This is a genomic window from Exiguobacterium sp. SH5S13 (assembly GCF_004337085.1).
In the GTDB taxonomy this organism is placed as follows: domain Bacteria; phylum Bacillota; class Bacilli; order Exiguobacteriales; family Exiguobacteriaceae; genus Exiguobacterium; species Exiguobacterium aurantiacum_A.
The window spans coordinates 1-20649 of record NZ_SJUS01000006.1 but is presented as its reverse complement, the minus strand read 5'-3'; the positions used below and the strand labels follow the sequence as shown (position 1 = coordinate 20649).

Annotated in this window: 20 protein-coding genes and 1 riboswitch; of the genes, 4 read left to right on the top strand and 16 right to left on the bottom strand. The window is 53.5% G+C overall.

What is annotated here, in order from left to right:
- Positions 1 to 103: 103 nt before the first annotated feature.
- The 4 genes from EVJ30_RS05085 to EVJ30_RS05070 all read right to left on the bottom strand — a co-directional run bounded on the left by EVJ30_RS05085 (position 104) and on the right by EVJ30_RS05070 (position 3537).
- A complete protein-coding gene (locus EVJ30_RS05085) occupies positions 104 to 934 on the bottom strand; it encodes a MetQ/NlpA family ABC transporter substrate-binding protein (RefSeq protein WP_131468277.1) in 831 nt (276 codons plus the stop codon).
- A 28-nt stretch (positions 935 to 962) separates the two neighbouring features.
- Positions 963 to 1625 carry a methionine ABC transporter permease gene (locus EVJ30_RS05080; protein WP_131468275.1) on the bottom strand — a complete coding sequence of 221 codons (663 nt, stop codon included), beginning with the start codon at positions 1623 to 1625 and terminating at the stop codon, positions 963 to 965.
- Positions 1615 to 2643, bottom strand: a complete 1029-nt coding sequence (locus tag EVJ30_RS05075) for a methionine ABC transporter ATP-binding protein (RefSeq protein WP_131468273.1) — start codon at positions 2641 to 2643, stop codon at positions 1615 to 1617. The genes EVJ30_RS05080 and EVJ30_RS05075 overlap by 11 nt, the downstream gene beginning before the upstream one ends.
- Positions 2644 to 2721: 78 nt before the next feature.
- Positions 2722 to 2827, bottom strand: a riboswitch (SAM riboswitch).
- A gap of 452 nt (positions 2828 to 3279) precedes the next feature.
- A complete protein-coding gene (locus EVJ30_RS05070; protein ID WP_131468271.1) occupies positions 3280 to 3537 on the bottom strand; it encodes a thioredoxin family protein in 258 nt (85 codons plus the stop codon).
- Positions 3538 to 3726: 189 nt separating this feature from the next.
- Here EVJ30_RS05070 and EVJ30_RS05065 point away from each other — a divergent pair, with 189 nt between their 5' ends.
- Entirely contained in the window at positions 3727 to 4782 is a 1056-nt protein-coding gene (locus EVJ30_RS05065) for a PTS sugar transporter subunit IIC (protein ID WP_131468269.1), read from the top strand.
- 44 nt (positions 4783 to 4826) lie between these two features.
- On the opposite strand, the gene gcvH is transcribed toward EVJ30_RS05065, so the two are convergent.
- From gcvH to EVJ30_RS05035, 6 genes are all read right to left on the bottom strand, one after another.
- On the bottom strand, positions 4827 to 5210 hold the full coding sequence (gene gcvH / locus EVJ30_RS05060; RefSeq protein WP_071397925.1) for a glycine cleavage system protein GcvH: 384 nt from the start codon (positions 5208 to 5210) through the stop codon (positions 4827 to 4829).
- A 48-nt stretch (positions 5211 to 5258) separates the two neighbouring features.
- A complete protein-coding gene (locus EVJ30_RS05055) occupies positions 5259 to 5612 on the bottom strand; it encodes an arsenate reductase family protein (RefSeq protein WP_070328735.1) in 354 nt (117 codons plus the stop codon).
- 45 nt (positions 5613 to 5657) lie between these two features.
- The gene (locus EVJ30_RS05050; RefSeq protein ID WP_236635998.1) at positions 5658 to 6386 is read right to left on the bottom strand and encodes a hypothetical protein; all 729 of its coding nucleotides are present in this window, start codon (positions 6384 to 6386) and stop codon (positions 5658 to 5660) included.
- Between the two features lie 94 nt (positions 6387 to 6480).
- A complete protein-coding gene (locus EVJ30_RS05045) occupies positions 6481 to 8265 on the bottom strand; it encodes an acyl-CoA dehydrogenase family protein (RefSeq protein WP_131455891.1) in 1785 nt (594 codons plus the stop codon).
- Positions 8266 to 8278: 13 nt separating this feature from the next.
- Positions 8279 to 9451, bottom strand: coding sequence for an acetyl-CoA C-acetyltransferase (locus EVJ30_RS05040; protein ID WP_016510281.1), 1173 nt, complete (start codon positions 9449 to 9451; stop codon positions 8279 to 8281).
- A gap of 19 nt (positions 9452 to 9470) precedes the next feature.
- Complete coding sequence (locus tag EVJ30_RS05035; RefSeq protein WP_131468265.1) at positions 9471 to 11882, bottom strand: 3-hydroxyacyl-CoA dehydrogenase/enoyl-CoA hydratase family protein; 2412 nt, start codon at positions 11880 to 11882, stop codon at positions 9471 to 9473.
- Positions 11883 to 12095: 213 nt separating this feature from the next.
- Here EVJ30_RS05035 and EVJ30_RS05030 point away from each other — a divergent pair, with 213 nt between their 5' ends.
- A complete protein-coding gene (locus EVJ30_RS05030) occupies positions 12096 to 12998 on the top strand; it encodes an SDR family oxidoreductase (protein ID WP_131468263.1) in 903 nt (300 codons plus the stop codon).
- A 225-nt stretch (positions 12999 to 13223) separates the two neighbouring features.
- The gene (locus EVJ30_RS05025; protein ID WP_131468261.1) at positions 13224 to 13544 is read left to right on the top strand and encodes a hypothetical protein; all 321 of its coding nucleotides are present in this window, start codon (positions 13224 to 13226) and stop codon (positions 13542 to 13544) included.
- Between the two features lie 53 nt (positions 13545 to 13597).
- Here the strand turns inward: EVJ30_RS05025 and EVJ30_RS05020 are convergent, their stop codons facing one another.
- The 5 genes from EVJ30_RS05020 to EVJ30_RS05000 form a co-directional block, all read right to left on the bottom strand.
- Complete coding sequence (locus tag EVJ30_RS05020) at positions 13598 to 14515, bottom strand: proline dehydrogenase family protein (RefSeq protein ID WP_070328724.1); 918 nt, start codon at positions 14513 to 14515, stop codon at positions 13598 to 13600.
- Positions 14516 to 14672: 157 nt separating this feature from the next.
- On the bottom strand, positions 14673 to 15344 hold the full coding sequence (gene trhA / locus EVJ30_RS05015; protein ID WP_070328723.1) for a PAQR family membrane homeostasis protein TrhA: 672 nt from the start codon (positions 15342 to 15344) through the stop codon (positions 14673 to 14675).
- Positions 15345 to 15438: 94 nt separating this feature from the next.
- Positions 15439 to 16833 (bottom strand): carbon starvation CstA family protein, encoded by a 1395-nt coding sequence (locus EVJ30_RS05010; protein WP_131468259.1) that lies wholly within the window; start codon positions 16831 to 16833, stop codon positions 15439 to 15441.
- 85 nt (positions 16834 to 16918) lie between these two features.
- Complete coding sequence (gene tnpB / locus EVJ30_RS05005; protein ID WP_131468257.1) at positions 16919 to 18091, bottom strand: IS200/IS605 family element RNA-guided endonuclease TnpB; 1173 nt, start codon at positions 18089 to 18091, stop codon at positions 16919 to 16921.
- Between the two features lie 322 nt (positions 18092 to 18413).
- Entirely contained in the window at positions 18414 to 18605 is a 192-nt protein-coding gene (locus EVJ30_RS05000; RefSeq protein ID WP_131490449.1) for a hypothetical protein, read from the bottom strand.
- Between the two features lie 114 nt (positions 18606 to 18719).
- Here EVJ30_RS05000 and EVJ30_RS04995 point away from each other — a divergent pair, with 114 nt between their 5' ends.
- Entirely contained in the window at positions 18720 to 18953 is a 234-nt protein-coding gene (locus EVJ30_RS04995; protein ID WP_131468253.1) for a hypothetical protein, read from the top strand.
- Positions 18954 to 19125: 172 nt separating this feature from the next.
- On the opposite strand, the gene EVJ30_RS04990 is transcribed toward EVJ30_RS04995, so the two are convergent.
- Positions 19126 to 20453 (bottom strand): IS3 family transposase gene (locus EVJ30_RS04990; protein WP_370250778.1). Its coding sequence is split into 2 segments (ribosomal slippage): positions 19126 to 20081 and positions 20081 to 20453, totalling 1329 coding nucleotides; the frame shifts between segments, so codons are not numbered across the junction.
- Between the last annotated feature and the right edge of the window lie 196 nt (positions 20454 to 20649).

Here is a 20649-nt window from a genome sequence, read left to right as displayed (position 1 = left end):
CGGATCCCCCCTTTTTCTACATATAAATAGTTTACTTTTATTATTGAAGCAAAACCACTGCAAACAAAAAAGGCCCGGGATGTCCCAAGCCTAAAATCAATCATTATTTAACCGGTACGACCGCACCTTTGTACTCATCCAAGATCCACTGTTGTGTCTCTTCTGATGTCAATACTTCAAGGAGTGCCTTGACGCGCTCATCGTCCTCGTCGCCTTCACGCGTGACGATCAAGTTGACGTACGGTGAGTCTTCGCCTTCAAGAGCAATTGCGTCTTCGAGCGGGTTGAGGCCGGCATCAATCGCGTAGTTCGTGTTGATGAGGACGGCATCGCCTTCACCGTTGTTGAACGCTTGCGGGAGAAGTGCCGCTTCGACGTCCGTCTTGAACTTCAAGTTTTTCGGGTTGTCGACGATGTCAGCGACTGTCGCGTCTGTCGTCTTGCCGTCAGCGAGCGTGAGCAAGCCTTCTGTTTGAAGCATCGTCAAGATTCGTCCGTGGTCAGCGACCGACGAGCTCATGATGATTTCAGCGCCGTCCGGAAGCTCATCGAGTGATTTGTAGTCTTGTGAGTAGACACCGATCGGCTCGATGTGGACGCCGCCGGCTGAAGCGAATTTATAGTCTTTGTTCTCAGCCATTTGTGACTCGAGGTACGGCTCGTGTTGGAAGTAGTTCGCGTCGAGTTCACCAGCTGCGAGCGTCTTGTTCGGGAGCACGTAGTCTTGGAACTTCTTGATTTCGAGCGTGTAGCCTTTTTCTTCATATTCGTCTTGGACGTGCTCTAAAATCTCGGCGTGTGGTACGTTCGACGCGCCGATGATGAGCGTCTTATCGTCGCCCGAGCCTGATTCTGAGTCCCCGCCGCCACATGCCGCGAGAATTGTGAGTGCTGATGCTGCTGTCAATCCGAGTACTGTTTTCCATGATTTCATTATGATACCCTCCAAATTTTCTATTTGATCAAGCGGAACGCTTGTCGATTTTTGAGACGAGTCGATCGCCGATGAACTGAACGACGAAGACGATGACTAAGATCAATACGGTCGCGACGAACGTGACGTCGCTTTGTGAACGCTGGAACCCTTCGAGGAACGCCAAGTTCCCGAGGCCACCGCCCCCGACGACTCCGGCCATGGCCGTGTAACCGACGATGGCGACAATCGTCACCGTGATGCCTGACACGATGGCCGGGAGTGCTTCTGGGAACAACACTTTATAGACGATCTGCCATTTCGTCGCGCCCATCGACTCGGCCGCCTCGATGACGCCGCGGTCGACTTCACGAAGCGCGAGCTCGACCATGCGCGCATAGAACGGGGCCGCCCCGATGATGAGCGCCGGGAGCGCCGCCGTCGAGCCGAGCATCGTCCCGACGATGAGGAGTGTGAACGGGATGAGCAAGATGATCAAAATGATGAACGGGATCGAGCGGAACACGTTGACGACCGCGCTGATGATCGTGTAAATCGGACGATTCTTCGTCATAAGCGGTTCGTTCGTGACATATAAGAGCATGCCGAGGGCGAGACCGATGACGAATGTCGCGGCTCCCGCGACGAGCGTCATATAGAGCGTCTCCCACGTCTGTTCGAACATGACTTGCCAGTCTACATTAGGAAACATCGTTTTCTACCTCCACTTCCACTGCCTGCGACCGGATTGAGGCGATCGCCCGCTCGACTTCAGCCGGCTCTCCGATCAATTGGATGAATAGCGTCCCGAGCGCACCGACTTGCGACTGCGTCACGTTACCGCCGATGATGTTGAAGCCGATGTCGTGCTGTTTCAACACTTCCGATAAAATCGGCTGTTCGGCCGTCTCGTTCAAGAATTTGAGCTTGACGATTTGGCCGCTCGGATAACGTGCTTTCAAATGCTCGAACGTGAGCGACATGTCGTCGACGGCACCGATCTGTTTGACGAACTCTTTCGTGATCGGCTGTTCCGGATGTTGGAACACGTCCGCGACTTGGCCGGTCTCGACGACCTTCCCTGCCTCCATGACGGCGACGCGATGACAGATTTTTTGGATGACGTGCATCTCATGGGTGATGAGGACGATCGTCAGTCCGAGTTTCTTATTGATGCTGACGAGCAGTTCGAGGATCGAATCGGTCGTCTTCGGGTCGAGTGCGCTCGTCGCTTCATCGCAGAGGAGCACGTCTGGATTTGTAGCGAGCGCGCGGGCAATCCCGACTCGCTGTTTTTGACCGCCCGATAGTTGTGACGGATAGCTGTCTTCACGTCCGGCGAGACCGACGAGATCGACGAGCTCTTGGACGCGGCGTTTACGTTCACTGGCCGGTACCCCGATCAGTTCGAGCGGGAAGCTGATGTTCTCAGCGACCGTGCGCGACCATAACAAGTTGAAGTGTTGGAACACCATCGAGACGTTTTTGCGCACCCCGCGCAGTTCTTTCGGAGTGAGCTTCGTCAGCTCGCTCCCGGCGACGACGATTTCACCGCTTGACGGTGCCTCGAGTCGGTTGAGCAGACGGATGAGCGTCGACTTCCCCGCCCCTGAATATCCGATTATTCCAAAAATTTCGCCGCTCTCGATTGTGAGCGACACATCATCGACCGCCTGGACCCGACCGTTCTTCGTGTCGAACCATTTGGCCACGTTACGTAATTGAATCAATACCTTTCCCTCCTGACAACAAAAAAAGTACACACGTTTGAGCAAACGTGCGTACTTTATCGGTACGGACAACGATTGCTCTCATCTTCCAAGGTTCTCACCTTGCTGGAATTAGCACCATTTCGGATTGCTCCGCGGTTGCTGGGCGTCATAGGGCCAGTCCCTCAGCCTCTCTTGATAAGAGTGTTGTTTATTCGATTAGCTTTATAATAGCGACACATTATTTTCATGTCAAACTATTTTGTGCGAAAAATCAAAAAAAGGTGCCATCCGAGGATGACACAGAACGTAGCACCTTGAGTCACGGAAGGACAACCCATAGATGAAACTCTTTTGCCCGATCAGAGTGTTCATCCTTATATGGGGGATTCAAGCCATCCATCACTCGGCCTTAGAACGTACCGTGCGGTTACGCGGTCGGTGTCCCTGCGCTTGATTTTTTTGGGGGACAATCTAAGGGAAGGTCCACCTAAAAGTCGCGTAAAGTGATGCACCGGCTGTTCTAAAACGTCTTGATGGCTGGAAAATCTCGTCCTATATTGTGTTCAAGTAAGATGTTGTAATGAATATACCATTCGTGAACTTTCTGTGTCAACTGATTATTTAAAATTTTCTGATTATTCTAATCATCCTATCTCATTTAACGAAAGATAGGACGTGCTGCACGTTTTGAAACGCATATAATCGGTCTTCGACTTGGCCGTCTTTAAGCTTTAACAGCGCCGGTACGCTCATCACTTGATACGCTTCTAACTCTTGCGGGATAAAGTTGGCGTCCTGCTTGTCGATCGCGAGTGTCGGGTCGACCGCTTCGACGACCGCGAGCATCCGCTCGGCCACAGCGCATGTTCCACACATCGGGGCGTATATATATAACAATCCGTCTGAAATCATTTTCTCTCACCTCTTCTATAAGTATATGAATGTGAGTCGATCTGTTCAAAAGTTGTGCTCAACTGGAAAAATCTGAATAGTTCAACATTTCTTGTTGACGCTCGCCCAAAAGAGGCATAGTATGGTCATTAACTTTATCGCTTTCGTACATAACAGCAAACACGTAGAAAAGGACAGGTGAATCCACCCATGACGGAACAAACGAAACTGACAGGCAAACAATTTTTGATGAACGTATTGAACGGACTCAGCCTCGCCATTTTAATCGCCCTCATCCCGAGCGCGCTCCTCGGCGAGCTCACGAAAGCAATCCTTCCTTATTTTCCGTCGCTACAGTTCATCTTAGATGCGACGACGATCGCGATGCGCCTCTTACCCGTCATCATCGGTGTAGCCGTCGCCATGCAGTTCGGACGTTCTGCGCTCGAGGCCGGCACGATCGGCATTGCGACCCAGGTCGGGAGCGGCGCCATCCGCATCGAGGAAGGTGCGTTCCTCATGGCCGGAATCGGTGACGTCATCACGGCCGGCGTGACGGCCGCACTTGCGACATATATGGTCATGCAGTTGTCACCACGATTAAAGACGTACACCGTGCTCGTCTTACCGATGACGGTCATCGTCATCGCCGGCGGGATCGGCATGTTCTTACTCACGTACATCTCCCAGATCACGACGTACATCGGCACCATCATCATGACGATGACTGAACTCCAGCCGATTATGATGGGCATGTTGATCGCGATGGCGTTCTCGCTCATCATCGTCTCTCCGATCTCGACGGTCGGGATCGCGACGGCGATCAGCCTGTCCGGTGTTGCCGCCGGGGCCGCCAACCTCGGTGTCGTCGCGGCCGGCTTCGGTCTCGCCATCGCCGGGTGGCAGATGAATGCCACCGGGACATCGATCGCCCACTTTCTCGGCTCACCAAAAATTCAAATGGCGAACTTCGTCCGTCGTCCGATCATGATGCTGCCTGTGCTCGCGAACGCGGCCATTCTCGGGGCGCTAGCCGGTATCCTCCGTATCGAGGGGACACCGATCAGCGCCGGTTTCGGCGTCTCCGGGCTCATCGGACCTGTCAACGCCCTGCACTTGATGCCAGGCGGCTTCGCCCTATGGAACGTCATGCTCGTCATCGTCTTGTTCGGCCTCATTCCGGTGACGCTCGGGATTGTCTTCTACCGCCTGTTCAACCGGACATCACTCATCCAGCCTGAACATTACCGCCTCGACTTCGACTAAATCAAAAAATCCCGGGTTCTCATAAAGAGAAACCGGGATTTTTGTTAGCCTTGAATCATCGTTTCATATTCTTCGGCCGACATGAGTTTGTCGACGTCCGTTGAATCGTTTAACTCGACTTCGATCATCCATGCGCCTTCGAACGGTGCTTCGTTGACGAGTTCCGGCGAATCCGCGAGTGATTCGTTTACCGCCGTGATTTTGCCAGAGATCGGTGCGTACAGTTCAGACACCGTCTTGACCGATTCGACCGAACCGAACGGCTCGTCGAGCAAAATCGTGCCGCCGACTTCAGGAAGTTCCACAAACACGATGTCCCCTAGTTCGCTTTGTGCGAAATCCGTGATCCCGATGCGGGCAACGCTTCCGTTCACTTCAACCCATTCGTGTTCTTTTGAATAACGTAGATTTGCAGGTACTTTGCTCATCATGACTTCCCCCTCAAATAAATTAGACTCACATGTGTATTATAGCACTTAGCCCCAAACGTCTGTAAATGACTTTTCTGAAAAACCGACCGTCGATTTTTGACCATCAGTGACGATCGGACGCTTTAAAAGCATACCATTGCTGACTAAAAGCTCGATTTGTTCGTCTTCTGACAAATTCGGGAGCTTATCTTTAATGCCTTCGTTGCGGTACACTTGCCCGCTCGTATTGAAAAACTTTTTGAGCGGCAGCCCTGACTGTTGCCAGATCGACGCGAGTTCATCTTTTGACGGTGTCGCCTCGACGATATGAACGTATGTATACGCGACGTCGTTCTCCTTCAACCATTTCTCTGCCTTCTTACACGTACTGCATGGCGGATAGCCATATAGTGTCACCATATTTATCACCTCTTGTTTTACTGTAGCATACTCCATTCCCGCAAATCACGCTTCGAGCAAGCGTGCGATTTCTCGCTTCAGCGTCGCGTTGACCGGGTGACGCGCTTCGATATAGCTCAGCATCGCTGCGGCCGCTTCGACCGACTTGCCGTAACCTGGAAGCCATTCGCTGAGCCCGGCGACGAGCTCCGGGTGCCGTATCTCGACCCGGCGCGTCGGATTGAACGGGTCGACCGTCTCTCCATGTGCTTTCAACACGTTGTTGACGGCCGCGACTTGGATGAGTTCGAAGCCGGCGAGCTTCTCTCCGCGTCGTTCACGGAGCAGACCGACGTACAGGTTCGTCAGCGCCTCTTCGTAGCAGTACGCGGCGCCTGGGACGTCCGTGACGAGCTTAGGCGTCGCAAACGATTCGAGCGCCTCATCCCGCTTCCAAACGATCCGTCCCGGAGTGTAGGCGATGTGCGGCATCTCGAACAGTTCGAACACGGCGAACTCCCCGTAAATGCCGTCCGTATACATGATCTTGTGGCCGTCTTTCGTGTTTTGGAATTGGTAAGCGATCGGTTCAACCTCGAGCCAGTCCAAGTTGTCGATGAAGCGGGTTTTTCGTCCGTCTTCGACGATCAAAAAGAAATCGAGGTCGGAGTAATCGTCGAGCCGCTCGGTCTCGAGGCCAATCGAACCGAGGGCGAGCAGCATGAGCGCCCCTTCTTTTGTCGCGACCGATTCCCCAATCCTTTTCATCCGTTCCAACAGCTGATCACGTCTCATGAACATTCCTCCTTTTCCTCATTGTACGTTCTGATCAAGCGAAAAAGAAAGGGCTGACCGCGTCCGGCCACCCCTCCCTGTTCGAAAAATTTGATTACACGATGAACTTGTTCGCTTTGATGAGACTCGCTGCGACTTCGCGCTTCGTGCCGATGACGTTGATCGGCTGATAACGGCTGAACTTCTTCATCGCCGAGAGCAACATCCGTTGCTCGTCGCCTGACGTTGCCGCATACAACACTTCTTTCGCCATGAGATCGACTTGCTTAAACACTTGCTCGGCGAAGATTTCCGTGTAACGGACTTTCTGGTTGTTCTTATCGAGGCCAGTCCGGGCAATTGCTTTATCCGTCCGCGCGATCGCCGCTTCAAGCGCATAGATGGCGCTGATGATGTCGGCGAGCTTGGCGAGGATCTCTTGCTCGTTTTGGAGGTCTTGCTGATATTTCTGGACGGCTGTCCCGGCGATCATCAAGTTGATCTTCTTCATGTTCGATAGAAGCATCTTCTCGCGCGCGAGCGGTGAACCGTCGAGCTCTTGCGGCATGTAGCTCATGAGCTCTTTTTGGAGCTTCTGTGCTTCGGCGAGGAGCGGCAAGTCGCCTTTCATCGCTTTCTTGAGGAGCGTGCCCGGGACGATCAAGCGGTTGATCTCGTTCGTTCCTTCGAAGATCCGGTTGATCCGTGAGTCACGGTACAAGTTTTCGACCTCGTACTCGGTCATGAAGCCGTAGCCGCCGTGAATTTGAACGGCTTCGTCGACGACGTAGTCGAACGTCTCAGACGCGAACACTTTGTTGAGCGAGCATTCGATCGCATACTCCGCGATCGATTGGGCGACTTTCGAGCCGTCGCGCATGTTCTCGTCACCAAGCGCATCGAGGCTGTCTTGGAACAAGCCGCCTGTGCGGTAGACCGAGCTCTCCATCGCGTAAATGTTCGCCGCCATCGTCGCTAATTTTTCTTGGATGAGCGGGAACTGGCTGATCGGCGTCTTGAACTGCTTACGCTCGTTCGCGTATTGGACCGAGAGATCGAATGCACGTTTCGATGAACCAACCGCTCCGACCGCGAGTTTGTAACGACCGACGTTCAAGATGTTGAAGGCGATGACGTGCCCTTTACCGACTTCACCTAACAGGTTATCGACCGGGACTTCGACGTCTTGTAAAATGAGCGTCCGCGTCGACGAGCCTTTAATGCCCATCTTCTGTTCTTCGGCACCTGTCGAGACGCCGTTGTAGTCGCGTTCGACGATGAAGGCGCTGAACTTGTCGCCGTCAATTTTCGCGTAGACGACGAACACGTTGGCGAAGCCTGCGTTCGTGATCCATTGTTTCTCACCGTTCAAGACGTAGTGCGTCCCGGCCTCGTTCAAGACGGCCGTCGACTTCGCACCGAGCGCGTCCGACCCTGAGCCTGGCTCTGTGAGCGCGTACGCCGCGATCCATTCTCCCGTCGCGAGCTTCGGCAAGTACTTATGCTTTTGCTCTTCTGTTCCGAAGAAGACGATCGGAAGCGTCCCGATCCCGACGTGAGCGCCATAACTGAGGGCGAACGAACGGGCTTTGGCGAACCGTTCCGTGATGATCGATGACGAGATCTTGTCGAGCTGATAACCGCCGTACTCTTCAGGCACATCGGCACCGAGCAGACCGAGTTCGCCCGCTTCTTTCAACAGTTCGACCGAGAGATCGAACTCATGTTTTTCGATGCGTCCAAGTACCGGCATGACACGGTCGTCGACGAAACTCGACGTCGTGTCCCCGATCATCTTATGCTCGTCTGAAAAGTCTTCCGGTGTGAAGAGACGATCCGCGTCGAGTGCGTCGATGACAAAGCTACCGCCTTTAATCAATTCGTGTTCTGTACGTTCCATAGTCATTTCCCCCTTATAGTAATTCGAAGACGCCAGCAGCGCCCATTCCGCCACCGATGCACATCGTGACAACCCCATATTTCTCATTGCGTCGTTTCATTTCATGCAGAATCGATACCGCTAGTTTCGCGCCCGTACAACCGAGTGGATGGCCGAGGGCGATCGCGCCGCCGTTGACGTTCACTTTGGACGGGTCGATGCCCAGTTCACGGATGACGCCGAGTGATTGGCTCGCGAACGCCTCGTTCAACTCGAACAATCCGACTTCTTCAAGCTTCACGCCAGCCATCTCTAACGCTTTCGGGATGGCGACGACCGGTCCGATCCCCATCACTTCCGGGCGGACCCCGCCGACTGCGAACGAGAGGAACTTCGCCATTGGCTTCAAGCCTTGGCGTTCCGCCTCTTCCCGCTCCATGACGAGCACGGCCGCGGCGCCGTCTGATACTTGTGACGCGTTACCGGCTGTGACCGACCCTTTGATTTTGAAAGCTGGACGCAGCTTGCCGAGTGCTTCGACCGTCGAGTTGGCCCGGACGCCTTCGTCGTGCTTGACGACGAATTCACGTTCCGCGACTTTCCCGTCTTCACCGAGGACGTGCTCGATGACCGTCACCGGCACGATCTCTTCTTCGAACTTGCCGCCCGCGATCGCAGCCGCCGCTTTTTGATGGCTGTCGATGGCGAACAGGTCCTGGTCAACTCGTGAGATGTTATACTCGGCCGCTACGCGCTCAGCCGTGTGTCCCATGCTCATGTAATACTCAGGCGCCGTCTCCATGATCGTCGGGTTCGGACGGATGACGTGTCCACCCATCGGGACGAGACTCATCGATTCCATTCCGCCGGCAATGATTGCCGTCGCTTGGCCGATCATGATCTTCGCTGCCGCGTCCGCGATCGCTTGAAGGCCTGACGAGCAGTAACGGTTGATCGTGACGGCTGGTACTTCGTGTGATAGTCCACCGCGTACGGCCGCATAACGGGCGATGTTCATCCCTTGCTCCGCTTCCGGCATGGCGCATCCCATGATGACGTCGTCAATCGGTCCCGTGTATCCCGACCGCTCGAGCGTCGCTTTGATGGCGTGACCTGCGAGCTCGTCCGAACGAACGTTTCGGAACGACCCGCGTTTTGCTTTTCCGACCGGTGTTCGTGCACCGGCCACGATGACTGCTTCTCTCATCTGTTAAGTCCCCCTTTTGTCAGTTCCGAAGTGGTTTGCCTTTGACGAGCATATGTTGCATCCGTTGCTGCGATTTCGGTTCTCCGATGAGGCTCAAGAACGCCTCACGCTCGATGTCGAGGAAGTATTGCTCGTCGACCATCGTGCCGTATGCCAAATCGCCGCCGCTGATGACATGGGCAAGTTTTTTGGCGATCTTCAAGTCGTGCTCTGAAATATAACCACCGTAGAACATCTCGTACGCTGCGAGTTCGAGCGTCGCTTTCCCGGTTCGACCGACGACCGGCAACTTCTCGCGCATCGGCGCGACGTATCCGTCCGCAAGTCCAAGCACGGTTTGTTTCGCGTCGAACGTCAAGTGGTCACGGTTCATCGAGATGCCGTCGACCGGACGATGATAGCCGAGCGTTTTCGCGTCATACGCCGATTTCGATACTTTCGCCATCGCGATGTTCTCGAACGTCTGCTGTGCCGCCTTCTCGATGTTTTGCATCGATTTTGGCGTCTGTTCAAGTAGACGACGGTACGTGTTGACGTTGCCGCCGCCGCCAGGGATGAGACCGACACCGACTTCGACGAGTCCCATGTACGTCTCAAGCGCTGCTTGCATGCGTGCTGCCGGCAAACTGATCTCCGTGCCGCCTCCGAGTGTCATGCCGTAAGGTGCGACGACGACCGGGCGACCTGCGTAACGGATTTTTTGAACGACTTGTTGGAACTTGTTGATGATCCAGTCGAGCTCATACCAGTTCTCGTCTTCCGCTTCCATGAGCATCATCGCGAGGTTGGCGCCGACGCAGAAGTTTTTACCATCGTTGGCGAGGACGAGTCCTTTGAAGTCTTGCTCGACGAGGTCGATCGATTGCTCGATCATCTGCATGATGTCGACCCCGATCGCGTTGTTTGGTGACGTGAACTCGAGGGCGACGACGTCGTCACCGATGTCGATGAGGCGAGCCCCGCCGTTCTCGAGGATGATCCCGTTCGACTTGGCGAGCGGTGCAAGTTTCAATTCTTTCGGGTTGACGGTCTTCTCGACGTACGTCCCAGACGCTTGATCGTAATACTGGTCCCCTTTATAGAAGGAAGTGTGTCCGGCAGCGAGCATCTTATCGATCCACGCCGGGACGGCATATCCTTCCGCTTTCATGCGTGCGACCGATTTTTCGACACCGAGTGCGTCCCATGTCTCGAACGGTCCGAACTTCCAACCGAAGCCCCACTTCATCGCGTCATCGATGGCGACGATCGAGTCACTGATCTCACCTGTGAGTCGTGCCGAGTAGACGAGTGTTTTCGCTGTTACCGGCCAGAGCAACTGCCCGACGCGTCCCTTGTTCAAGATCGCGCCTTTCAGTTTCGCTTTCGAGCCCGGGAGCGACTTGATTTGGTCGAGCTCAGTTCCTGTAATCGCTTTCAATTGTTCGTATTCAAACGTGCTCAAGTTGAGTTCCTGGATGACTTTCCCGTCTTTCTTATAGAACCCTTGACCAGACTTTTGTCCGACCCAGCCTTTTTCGACGAGCGTCTTCATTTCAGCAGGGACATCGAACGTGTCTTTCTCCTCGCCCGCTTCGAGCGCCTCATAGACGTTACCGGCGACGTGGACGAACGTGTCGATGCCGACGACGTCGAGCGTACGGAACGTCGCTGATTTCGGACGGCCGATGAGCGGTCCTGTGATCGAGTCCATCTCGCCGATCGTCGCGTTTTGTTTCAACATCTCCTCGAACGTGACGAGCAGGCCGTATGTGCCGATGCGGTTACCGATGAAGTTTGGCGTGTCTTTCGCCTCGACGACGCCTTTACCGAGACGGTCCTCAGCAAAGCGGGCCATGAAATCGATGACCGGGCGCGCCGTCTTCTCCGTCGGGATGAGTTCGAGCAGCTTCAAGTAACGCGGCGGGTTGAAGAAGTGCGTCCCGAGGAAGCGTGACTTCAATCCTTCCGGCAAGACGCTCGCCATCGCTTCGATCGAGATCCCAGACGTGTTCGAGCTGAGAATCGCGTCTTCACGGATGAACGGTGCGATCTTGTCGAACAGTTGCTGTTTCACGTCGAGCCGTTCGACGATGACTTCGATGACCCAGTCGGCTTCTTTCAATCGTTCGAGGTCATCTTCTAAGTTCCCGACCTCGATGAAGTTCAAGTGTTCCGCCGTCGCGAGCGGTGCCGGATTTTGTTTCAACAACTTGTGACGGTTCTCGGACGCGATGCGATTCCGCACTTCCGGTGACTCGAGCGTGAGCCCTTTTCCTTCTTCTTGCGCCGTCAATTCACGTGGTACGATGTCGAGCATGAGCGAACGAACCCCCGCGTTCGCCAAATGGGCCGCAATCCCCGCCCCCATTACTCCTGAACCGATGACGACCGCAAAACGGATATTGCTCGTCAAACGGAGGTCGGCTGATTGTTCGATGTGACTCGTCATATTGTTCCCCCCTAAATGAGAATGAATAGTGATTCATTTCACGCGTAAAAAAAATCGCAATCACCATCGTGTTTACTCTTCTATCATAAATGAACGACAATTCATTCGCAAGCGTTCATTTTTCAAATTCATTCCATTTTTCTGATTTACGATTATTTTTTGATGTGTGTGGTATAGACACATTGAGTCAATTTTGAAAGGGGACTAAACAATATGAGTGATAATCGTTTAAATACAATCGGCAGCCGCAAGGATTTTGAAACGTTCAAGAAGGACGGACAAGCGCAGGCCCATCAACCGGGAATCGATTCGAAGATGGAGCCGTTCCCGATCTATGAGCGTGAAGGCTATAAAGGAAGCGACAAGTTAAAAGACAAAGTCGCCATCATCACGGGCGGTGACTCGGGAATCGGGAAATCGGTCGCCATCTTCTTCGCCCATGAAGGCGCGAACACAGTCATCGTCTATAAAGACCAAAACGAGCTCGAGGACGCCGAGGCGACGAAGGAACGGATCGAAGAACTCGGACAAGCGTGCCTGTTGCTGCAAGGTGACCTCGGTGATTCGGCGTTCTGCCAAGACGTCGTCAAGCAGACGCTCGAGACGTTCGGCCACTTGGACATTCTCGTCAACAACGCCGCCGAGCAGCATCCGCAAGAGTCGCTCCTCGACATCTCGGACGACCAGCTCGAGCGGACGTTCCGGACGAACATCTTCAGCATGTTCTATTTGACGAAAGCGGCGCTCCCGTATTTGAACGAAGGCGCGAGTATCATCAACACGACGTCGATCACGGCGTATGAAGGCAACGACCAGTTGATCGACTATGCGTCGACGAAAGGCGCGATCACATCGTTCACGCGTTCGCTCGCCAAAAACTTGGCCGAGAAGAAAATCCGTGTCAACGGCGTCGCCCCTGGCCCGATTTGGACACCGCTCATCCCGGCTACGTTCTCGGCTGAGAAAGTCGCCACGTTCGGTGACTCTTCTGAGATGAAGCGTGTGGGTCAACCGGCAGAGCTCGCCCCAGCTTACGTCTATCTCGCAAGCGATGACTCAACGTACGTCAGTGGGCAGGTCATGCACGTCAACGGCGGTACCGTCATTAACGGATAAGTGTTTCGGAAGGCTCAGTTCACAGCTGAGTCTTTTTTGTGTGCGTGTCATACTTTGCGCGCGTTTCTTGCGTCCTTTCGTCGGATTGCTTTGCATGAGTCTGGACGCCAAGGACGCATTTCCCTCTCCATGAAAAGATTCTGAATATCGATGGCATCGAACAAGTATACTAATGATAAACAAGTTTGGATGGAAGTCACTCGAAATCCTAAGGAGAATCAATTCATGGATAATGATATGCCGTTTTTTAAAGGACGTATTACTTCTCTCCTTGTAGCCTTTCTCTGTCTCAGTGTAGTCGCAGGCTGTTCAACCGATTATAGCGAGGTCGATGTTCAAGGGAAAATTGTAGACGTAAATACTGAAGAGACGATGATTTTAGTCGAAGATCAAGACCGCGGTCAAATTTGGGTCGATGTATCCGGTTTGAATGACGAGATTGAACGACTGCACAGTCCGCTCGAGGTCAACGTTTGGTTAGACGAATCCATCACCGAAGACACCTCCACTGTAGGAAAGGCCGAACGAATCGATGTCATCAAATAATATCGAACACATCAAAAAAGCACGAACGCCCACAACGGACGTTCGTGCTTCTCTCATTTCTTGACCATTCCTTTTAACACGAACGCGACATTGGCCGGACGTTCGGCGAGGCGGCGCATGAAGTAACCGTACCAGTCACGGCCGTACGGCACGTAGACCCGGACTTTATAGCCTTGGCGGACGAGCTCGAGTTGACGCTCGACCCGGATGCCGTACAGCATTTGGAACTCGAACTGGTCGAGTGGGATGTTGTTCAATTTCACATGCTCGATGATGGCATCGATCATATGGTCGTCATGGGTCGCGATAGAGGCGTAGTTCCCGTTCGCAAGATGGAGTTTGACGAGCTTCAAGTAGTTGTGGTCGACGTCTTCTTTCTCCGGGAAAGCGACCGTCGCCGGCTCTTTGTAAGCCCCTTTGACGATACGGAGGTTCGGCTTGATCAGCGCGAGATGATTGATGTCATCTTCCGAACGATACAAGTACGATTGGATGACCGTCCCGAGTCCGTCAAAGTCCGCTTTCAACTTCTTGAACAAGTCGAGTGTCTTCTCGCAGCGCGACTCGTCTTCCATATCGATGGCGACGAAGACGCCGACCGACTTAGCCGTCGTCAAGATCTGGCGCATATTGTTCTCGATCAACTTGTCCGAAATATCGAATCCGAGTGACGTGAGCTTGAGCGACATATAGGCGTCGAGTTTCTCTTCGGCCATGATCTCGATGGCACGGATGATCTCGTCACGGTTTTGGTTCGCTTCTTCGACCGTGTTAATGAATTCCCCTAGATGGTCGACCGTGACCGATAGCCCTTTCGCGTTCAGTTCGCGAATCGTCGGCACCGACGTCTTGAAATCTTCTCCCGCCACAAATCGTGAAGCCCCGAACCGAAGCCCGTACTTTTTAGCCAAACTGTTGAGTGCTTTGTTTTGAGACATGTAAATAAAGCCATCACGTAACACTTTTTCCATCAGATTTTCCCCCTTGCGTTTACACTCATCTATCTCTATGACGATGTCTGAAATTATTATGACATACAAACGTCAATTCGTCTTTAGTTTTGTAACCGTTTCCAACACTTCATTGGCTAAGTTTATAAAAAAGCAGACGCCCTCACGGACGTCTGGTTCACAGGCCTGTATTCGGTGCGACGTAGAGCAAAATACTGAGGAAGACGAACACGCTCCCGGCGAGCACGAACAAGTGCCAAATCGCATGATTGAACGGCAGTTTCTGCCAGACGTAAAACACGATCCCGACCGAATAAGCGAGCCCACCAGCAAGCAGCAACATGAACCCTTGATGCCCGAGCGACTCGTAGAGCGGACGGATCACGATGATACAAATCCACCCGAGCCCAAGGTACGTCACGTTCGATACCCACATGTACTTCCCGGTCGAATACATTTTCCAGACGATGCCTAAGATGGCGACGCCCCAAACGATGCCGAATAACACCCATCCGAGCGTTCCCTGAAGCGACACGAGTGCGAACGGCGTGTAGCTCCCGGCAATCAGTAAGTAAATCCCAGCGTGGTCGAACACTTGGAGCACCCGCTTCGCCCGTGGATGCGGGATCGCATGCATGAGCGTCGAGAACAAGTACAACAAGATCATCGATACCCCGAACACGCTCACCGCGATGACGTTGCCTGTGCTACCGGTCTCAGTCGCGGTCGTGACGAGCAGGACGAGAGCGACGATGCTGAAGATGACCCCTAGTCCGTGCGTGACGGCGCTCGCGATTTCTTCGCCGAGCGTATCGGCATGGAGCATGTCTTTTAGTTTCTCTTGATCCATTCGGGTCCCACCTTTCTTTCCTTGCCTCTATTATGGATATTCCCCAATTTTGTTGCAAATAAAAACACGGGTCTGTAAAAACCCGTGTCCTTGATTATGCGACTTCCTTCACCGGAACGTCACATTCCATATTTTGTGCCCGCATCGCCCGTGCGCGTATGTGGAACAAGACGAGTAGCGTCACCGTACCGATCGTCGCGATGACGTAGGGAATGACACCATCCATCTTGAAACCGATCGGTGCTGTGAGGATGTAGAACCAAACCGCATACAGCATGAACGTCCCCGGGATGAGTGCGATCCAGTGGTTGCGTCCTTTAATGTACAAGTACATCGCACCAACGAACAAGGCGATGACCGCTGTCGTCTGGTTGGCCCAGTTGAAGTACTGCCAAAGCATTTGGAAGTCCATGTTTGTGAGCACGTACGAGATCGCGAACAACGGGAGTGCGATCCAAAGGCGTGACGAGAAGTTCTTCTGTGCGACTTTCAAGTAGTCGGCGATGATCATCCGGGCACTCCGGAACGCCGTATCGCCTGACGTGATCGGCAAGACGATGACGCCGATGCTGCCGAGCATGAGTGTCGCCACTTCTTGGACGACGAGCGCCGGTGTCCCCGCTTGAATCATGCCGAGCAACTCACCCGGCTCGAAGATGGCCATGGCCGCTCCGGCCCAAATCATGGCGATGACGGCCTCGACGATCATCATGCCGTAGAAGATGCTGCGGCCATTACTTTCTTTCATCGTCGTCCGAGAGATGATCGGCGACTGCGTCGCGTGGAAGCCTGAGAGCGCGCCGCACGAGATCGTGAAGAACAAGAGCGGCCAGATCGGCAAGCCGTCCGGGTGCATGTTCGTCAATGTCATCTCTGGGATTTGATAGCCTTGGACGAACAGGCTGACCCCGATCCCGATGGCGCTGATCATGAGGAGCGCCCCGAAGAACGGATAGATGCGGCCGATGATCTTGTCGACCGGGAGGAGTGTCGCCAAGATGTAATAAGCGAAAATCGCAAAGACGACGAACACGAGCGTCGACGCGTTGCCGTCGAACAAGTTGTTGATCATGTTACTCGGCGACGTGACGAACACCGTCCCGACAAGGAGTAGCAGTAACAGGGCGAACCCGTTGACGATATGGCGGAGCGAGCGGCCGAGGAACTTCTCGGCGAGCTGCGGCAAGTGTGCACCGTTGTTACGGAGCGAGATCATCCCCGTCAAATAGTCGTGCACGGCACCTGCGAAGATCGATCCGAAGACGATCCACAGGAAGGCGACCGGACCGTAGAGCGCCCCCATGATTGGCCCAAAAATCGGACCGACGCCGGCGATGTTCAACAGTTGGATCATCGAGTTCCGCTTTTTCCCCATCGGCACGTAGTCGATGCCATCCTGCGACGCATAGGCGGGCGTCGTCCGCTCTTCCTTGATGCCGAACGTCTTCTCGACGTAACGGCCGTAGACGATGTACCCGACAATTAAAATAGCTAAGGCGTTGAACTACCCCCACCTACGCTACGCTTAGAGGTGAGGGATTCCTGAGTTATCCGACCCAGCGGCCGAAACCTGATCAGGCTAGCCCCGTCGTCCCGACGGTTGAAGAGGCCAGGATGCGTTCGGCCTCTTGCTTGAGATTGAGTCCTGCGTTGATATCCCGGTCGTGGCGAGTGCCGCAGCCTGGGCATACCCACTCACGCAAGGCGAGATGTTTCACGTCTTTGTGCCGATGGCCGCAACTTGAACAGAGCTGGCTCGAGGCGAAGCTTCTGCCGACCTTGACGACGGTCTTCCCGTACCAGTCGGCCTTGTATTCGAGCATGCGGTGGAACTCCGACCAGCCGACGTCGGAGATGGCCTTGCTCAATTGGCGGTTCTGCTGCATGTCCTTCACCTGCAGCGTCTCGATCCCGATGACGTCGTGGATTTTGACGATCTCGGTCGACACCTTCTGCAGGAGGTCGTTGCGTCTGTTCGCGATTTTCTCGTGGATGCGCGCGACCTTGCGCTTCTGCTTCTGGTAGTTCTTCGCCTCGGACAGCTTGACGTTCCGGTTCATGGCGATGAGCCGTCGGCGTGACAGCTTGCGCTGCTCACGGGCAAGTTTTTTCTCGAGCGACTTGAAGTAGCGGTCGTTCGGGTACACCGTCCCGTCCGACAAGATTGCGAAGTGCTTCAGACCGACGTCGACGCCGACCGATGAGCCCGTCTTCGGCAGCTCCTCAATCTCCTGCTCGACCTTCAGGGAGACGAAGTACTTGCCCGTCGCGTTCCGGCGGATCGTCGCGCTGAGGATGCGGCCCTCGACCCGCCTCGAGTTGGCGAACCGGACCCACTTCAGCTTCGGCAGTTTGAGCCGTTCCCCGACGATCGACACCTCGGGGTTTTGCGACCTGCCCTGGATGTTCGTCGTGTACGACTGGACCGGGTTCCGTTTCGACTTGAAGCGCGGGTGCCCGTTCTGTTTCGTGAGGAGACGGTCGTAGCCGTCGGCCAGGTGCTTCAACGACCACTGCAGGGCCGTGCTGTCCACCTCCTTCAGCCATGAGAGCTCCTCTTTCATGGACGGCAATACCTCGGAGCACGCGCCATAGGACAGTCCCGCACCGCTCGCCTGATATGTCTCGTCCCACTTCGCGAGGAAATGGTTGAAGACGAAGCGGGCGCAGCCGAGCGTCTTGATGATCAGTACCTCCTGTTCCTTGGTCGGATAGAGACGAAATCTGTATCCTTTATGTGTCAACATACTCTTCACCTCCTCTAGGTATTTATACCCAGAAAAAGCTATAGCGATTCATCGCCCACTTTCACTGGGGCTTCGCCCGGATCACTTAGAAGTGGGCGTATTCTCGCCTATTTTTGATAAAGAATGTGATCATGTGTGCTGTCCCCTTTTAACCTGTGTAGCCGATCCCCATCGACCCCGAAAAATGAATCTCATTACTTTACACATGTAATGTAAGCGCTTACTTGGTTGATTATACAATAGTTTCCATTGTTTCGTAAGAGGTTTTGTTCACTTTTTTGACACAAAAATCAGCCTTCAAAACTGAAGGCTGATTCATTGTTCACCGCAGGGCCGGGATGCCAACATGAGCGACTTCGACGACTCGCGATTCCTCTTTCGTTTGGCCGCCCTGTTCACTGATGACAGTGACAGTTTGACGAATCTTGAGTGGTTTCACGACGAACTTGTACGTTCCGTCCGCTTTGGCTGTCATCGCCGCCAACACGTTCGATGATTGGAGTGGCAACGTCATCGGCAATACGAGTGCGGTCGCAATCGTCCATTTCAGAGCGATCGTTTTTTATATGATAATGATGTATGTTAGAACCAAAATAAAAACGATTTGCTAGTGACAGGAGGAGTCATTTTGATCATTGAAATCGATGGATACGGACACAATATTCGTTTGAGTGGAAAAAAGTGCTCTGAACGACAACTAAGAGAGATGTATCGACAAACCAAAACAATGGTGGTTGATATAAAAGACTTTCCAGACGTGTTTTGTCGACTCCACCGCTTTGATCGTATTCAGTATTCAAACGATATGAACATCGACTTCGTGTTGGACACGGATACGGATCACATCTACACACCGTCTTAATGTTTACGTGAAAAGACTCAACCGCTTGAGACTTTTCATCGTTTAATACCGAATCCTCAATCGAATGCGTTATGGATATCGGCCGATTTTGATGTCCATGAGAAAAGCCCAGAATCTCCGTGTTTGAACTGAGCCCCGTAAAATGGACAGTTTAATAAAAAGCCCACGTGTTCTATGCGGCGATCAGATGGCCCCGATATTGTTCCGGGGTCATCTTTTTTAGGTTCCATTGACCGCGTTCGCAGTTGTAATAGCTTATGTAGTCGCCGACCATTTCTCGGACCTCCTCGAGCGATTTGCACGAGCGGTTGGTGACATAGTCCTTCAAATGACCGAAGAACGATTCGATTGGTGCGTTGTCGAGACAGTTTCCCCGACGTGACATGGACTGGACCAGTCCGAGGTCACCGACGAGTTTCTGGTAGTCTGGATGTGTGTAGTGGAAGCCTTGGTCCGAATGAATCATCGCCTCAGGATGCAGGTTCCCTTGGAGGTGCTCTTCGAGCTTTTCCATCGTCTGAAAGACGAGGTCCATGTGAAGGCCCATGGGCAGCTTATGTGCCACGATCTCGCGTGTGGCGACGTCCTTCACACAAGACAAATAGACGTTCTCGCCGGAGGCGATCGGGAGATAGGTGATGTCGGTCACGAACACCTTCCCGGGCTCGCTCTGCCGGAACTGGCGGTTCAACAGATTCGGCACGACGCGATGCTCGAGCGTCGCTTTAGCTAGTTTTCGATAAGGGCTCATCTTTCGGATTTTGGTGACGATGTTATACTTGCGCATCAGTCGGAGGATACGCTTATGGTTGATCCGGACCCCGAGGGTCGCGCGCACCTCCATGTACAGTGCCCGATAACCGACTTTGCCACCGTGGCTGTCGTGAATCTGCTTGAGTAGGGTCGCGTCTAGGTAATCACGCTCTTCCCGGAGGGACTCTGCCTCGGCTCGGTTCAACCAGGCATAGTAGCCACTCCGACTCACGCCAGCGATCTCACACAGTGGGCGGACGAGGTTCTTCAGCTGCGCGATTCGGATGATGGTATTGATGACCTGATATTTCTCTGCCGGTGTCAGTTCGTTCGTTTCGCCTGCCCTTCTAACTTCTCTAGCTTTTTTAAGAGTTCATTTTCTGCCGTCAGGTATTTGATACGCGCCTCTGCCTTCGCTAACCGTCGCTCCATCGACTCGTCTGTTTTCGGACGCCCGCCTCCCAGAGTCTTCCCACGTTTGTTGTTCAGGAGACCGTCTTCTCCGTCCGTTCGGTACGTCCGACGCCAACGCTTCAACGAAGACTTCGCCTTCTCTTTTCCGATCACCGTCAGGTCGAACCCCGCCTCTGTGAAGATCTGTTGGGGTCCTTTGCCGTCCATGTTCTCACGCACGGCCTTGACCTTAAACTCGGCGGTGTATTGAATCGAGCGTTCTGATACGGAGGCGACGTTCGGGTTCGACTCAAGCTGATCAATTTGATGGATATTGAAAATGATTTTACTCATGGTTGTTTCTCCCGTCTGAATGAATAGGTTCATTATAGCGATTCGTACGCACACGAAAAACCCCGAGTGTGAACTGCCCCATAAAAGTTGGACATAAAAATCCAACTTTTATGGGGTGTTTTTATGGTCAAATTTACGAAGGCTTTCAAAATTCATGTGGCCGAACGCTACTTGACGGGCAAAGACGGATGCACAA

Excerpts from the sequence above, each read along its gene's own strand:
- EVJ30_RS05085 (WP_131468277.1), bottom strand. The coding sequence starts at position 934 with ATGAAATCATGGAAAACAGTACTCGGATTGACAGCAGCATCAGCACTC.
- EVJ30_RS05080 (WP_131468275.1), bottom strand. The coding sequence starts at position 1,625 with ATGTTTCCTAATGTAGACTGGCAAGTCATGTTCGAACAGACGTGGGAG.
- EVJ30_RS05070 (WP_131468271.1), bottom strand. The coding sequence starts at position 3,537 with ATGATTTCAGACGGATTGTTATATATATACGCCCCGATGTGTGGAACA.
- EVJ30_RS05065 (WP_131468269.1), top strand. The coding sequence starts at position 3,727 with ATGACGGAACAAACGAAACTGACAGGCAAACAATTTTTGATGAACGTA.
- gcvH (WP_071397925.1), bottom strand. The coding sequence starts at position 5,210 with ATGAGCAAAGTACCTGCAAATCTACGTTATTCAAAAGAACACGAATGG.
- EVJ30_RS05055 (WP_070328735.1), bottom strand. The coding sequence starts at position 5,612 with ATGGTGACACTATATGGCTATCCGCCATGCAGTACGTGTAAGAAGGCA.
- EVJ30_RS05050 (WP_236635998.1), bottom strand. The coding sequence starts at position 6,386 with ATGAGACGTGATCAGCTGTTGGAACGGATGAAAAGGATTGGGGAATCG.
- EVJ30_RS05045 (WP_131455891.1), bottom strand. The coding sequence starts at position 8,265 with ATGGAACGTACAGAACACGAATTGATTAAAGGCGGTAGCTTTGTCATC.
- EVJ30_RS05040 (WP_016510281.1), bottom strand. The coding sequence starts at position 9,451 with ATGAGAGAAGCAGTCATCGTGGCCGGTGCACGAACACCGGTCGGAAAA.
- EVJ30_RS05035 (WP_131468265.1), bottom strand. The coding sequence starts at position 11,882 with ATGACGAGTCACATCGAACAATCAGCCGACCTCCGTTTGACGAGCAAT.
- EVJ30_RS05030 (WP_131468263.1), top strand. The coding sequence starts at position 12,096 with ATGAGTGATAATCGTTTAAATACAATCGGCAGCCGCAAGGATTTTGAA.
- EVJ30_RS05025 (WP_131468261.1), top strand. The coding sequence starts at position 13,224 with ATGGATAATGATATGCCGTTTTTTAAAGGACGTATTACTTCTCTCCTT.
- EVJ30_RS05020 (WP_070328724.1), bottom strand. The coding sequence starts at position 14,515 with ATGGAAAAAGTGTTACGTGATGGCTTTATTTACATGTCTCAAAACAAA.
- trhA (WP_070328723.1), bottom strand. The coding sequence starts at position 15,344 with ATGGATCAAGAGAAACTAAAAGACATGCTCCATGCCGATACGCTCGGC.
- tnpB (WP_131468257.1), bottom strand. The coding sequence starts at position 18,091 with ATGTTGACACATAAAGGATACAGATTTCGTCTCTATCCGACCAAGGAA.
- EVJ30_RS05000 (WP_131490449.1), bottom strand. The coding sequence starts at position 18,605 with ATGACGTTGCCACTCCAATCATCGAACGTGTTGGCGGCGATGACAGCC.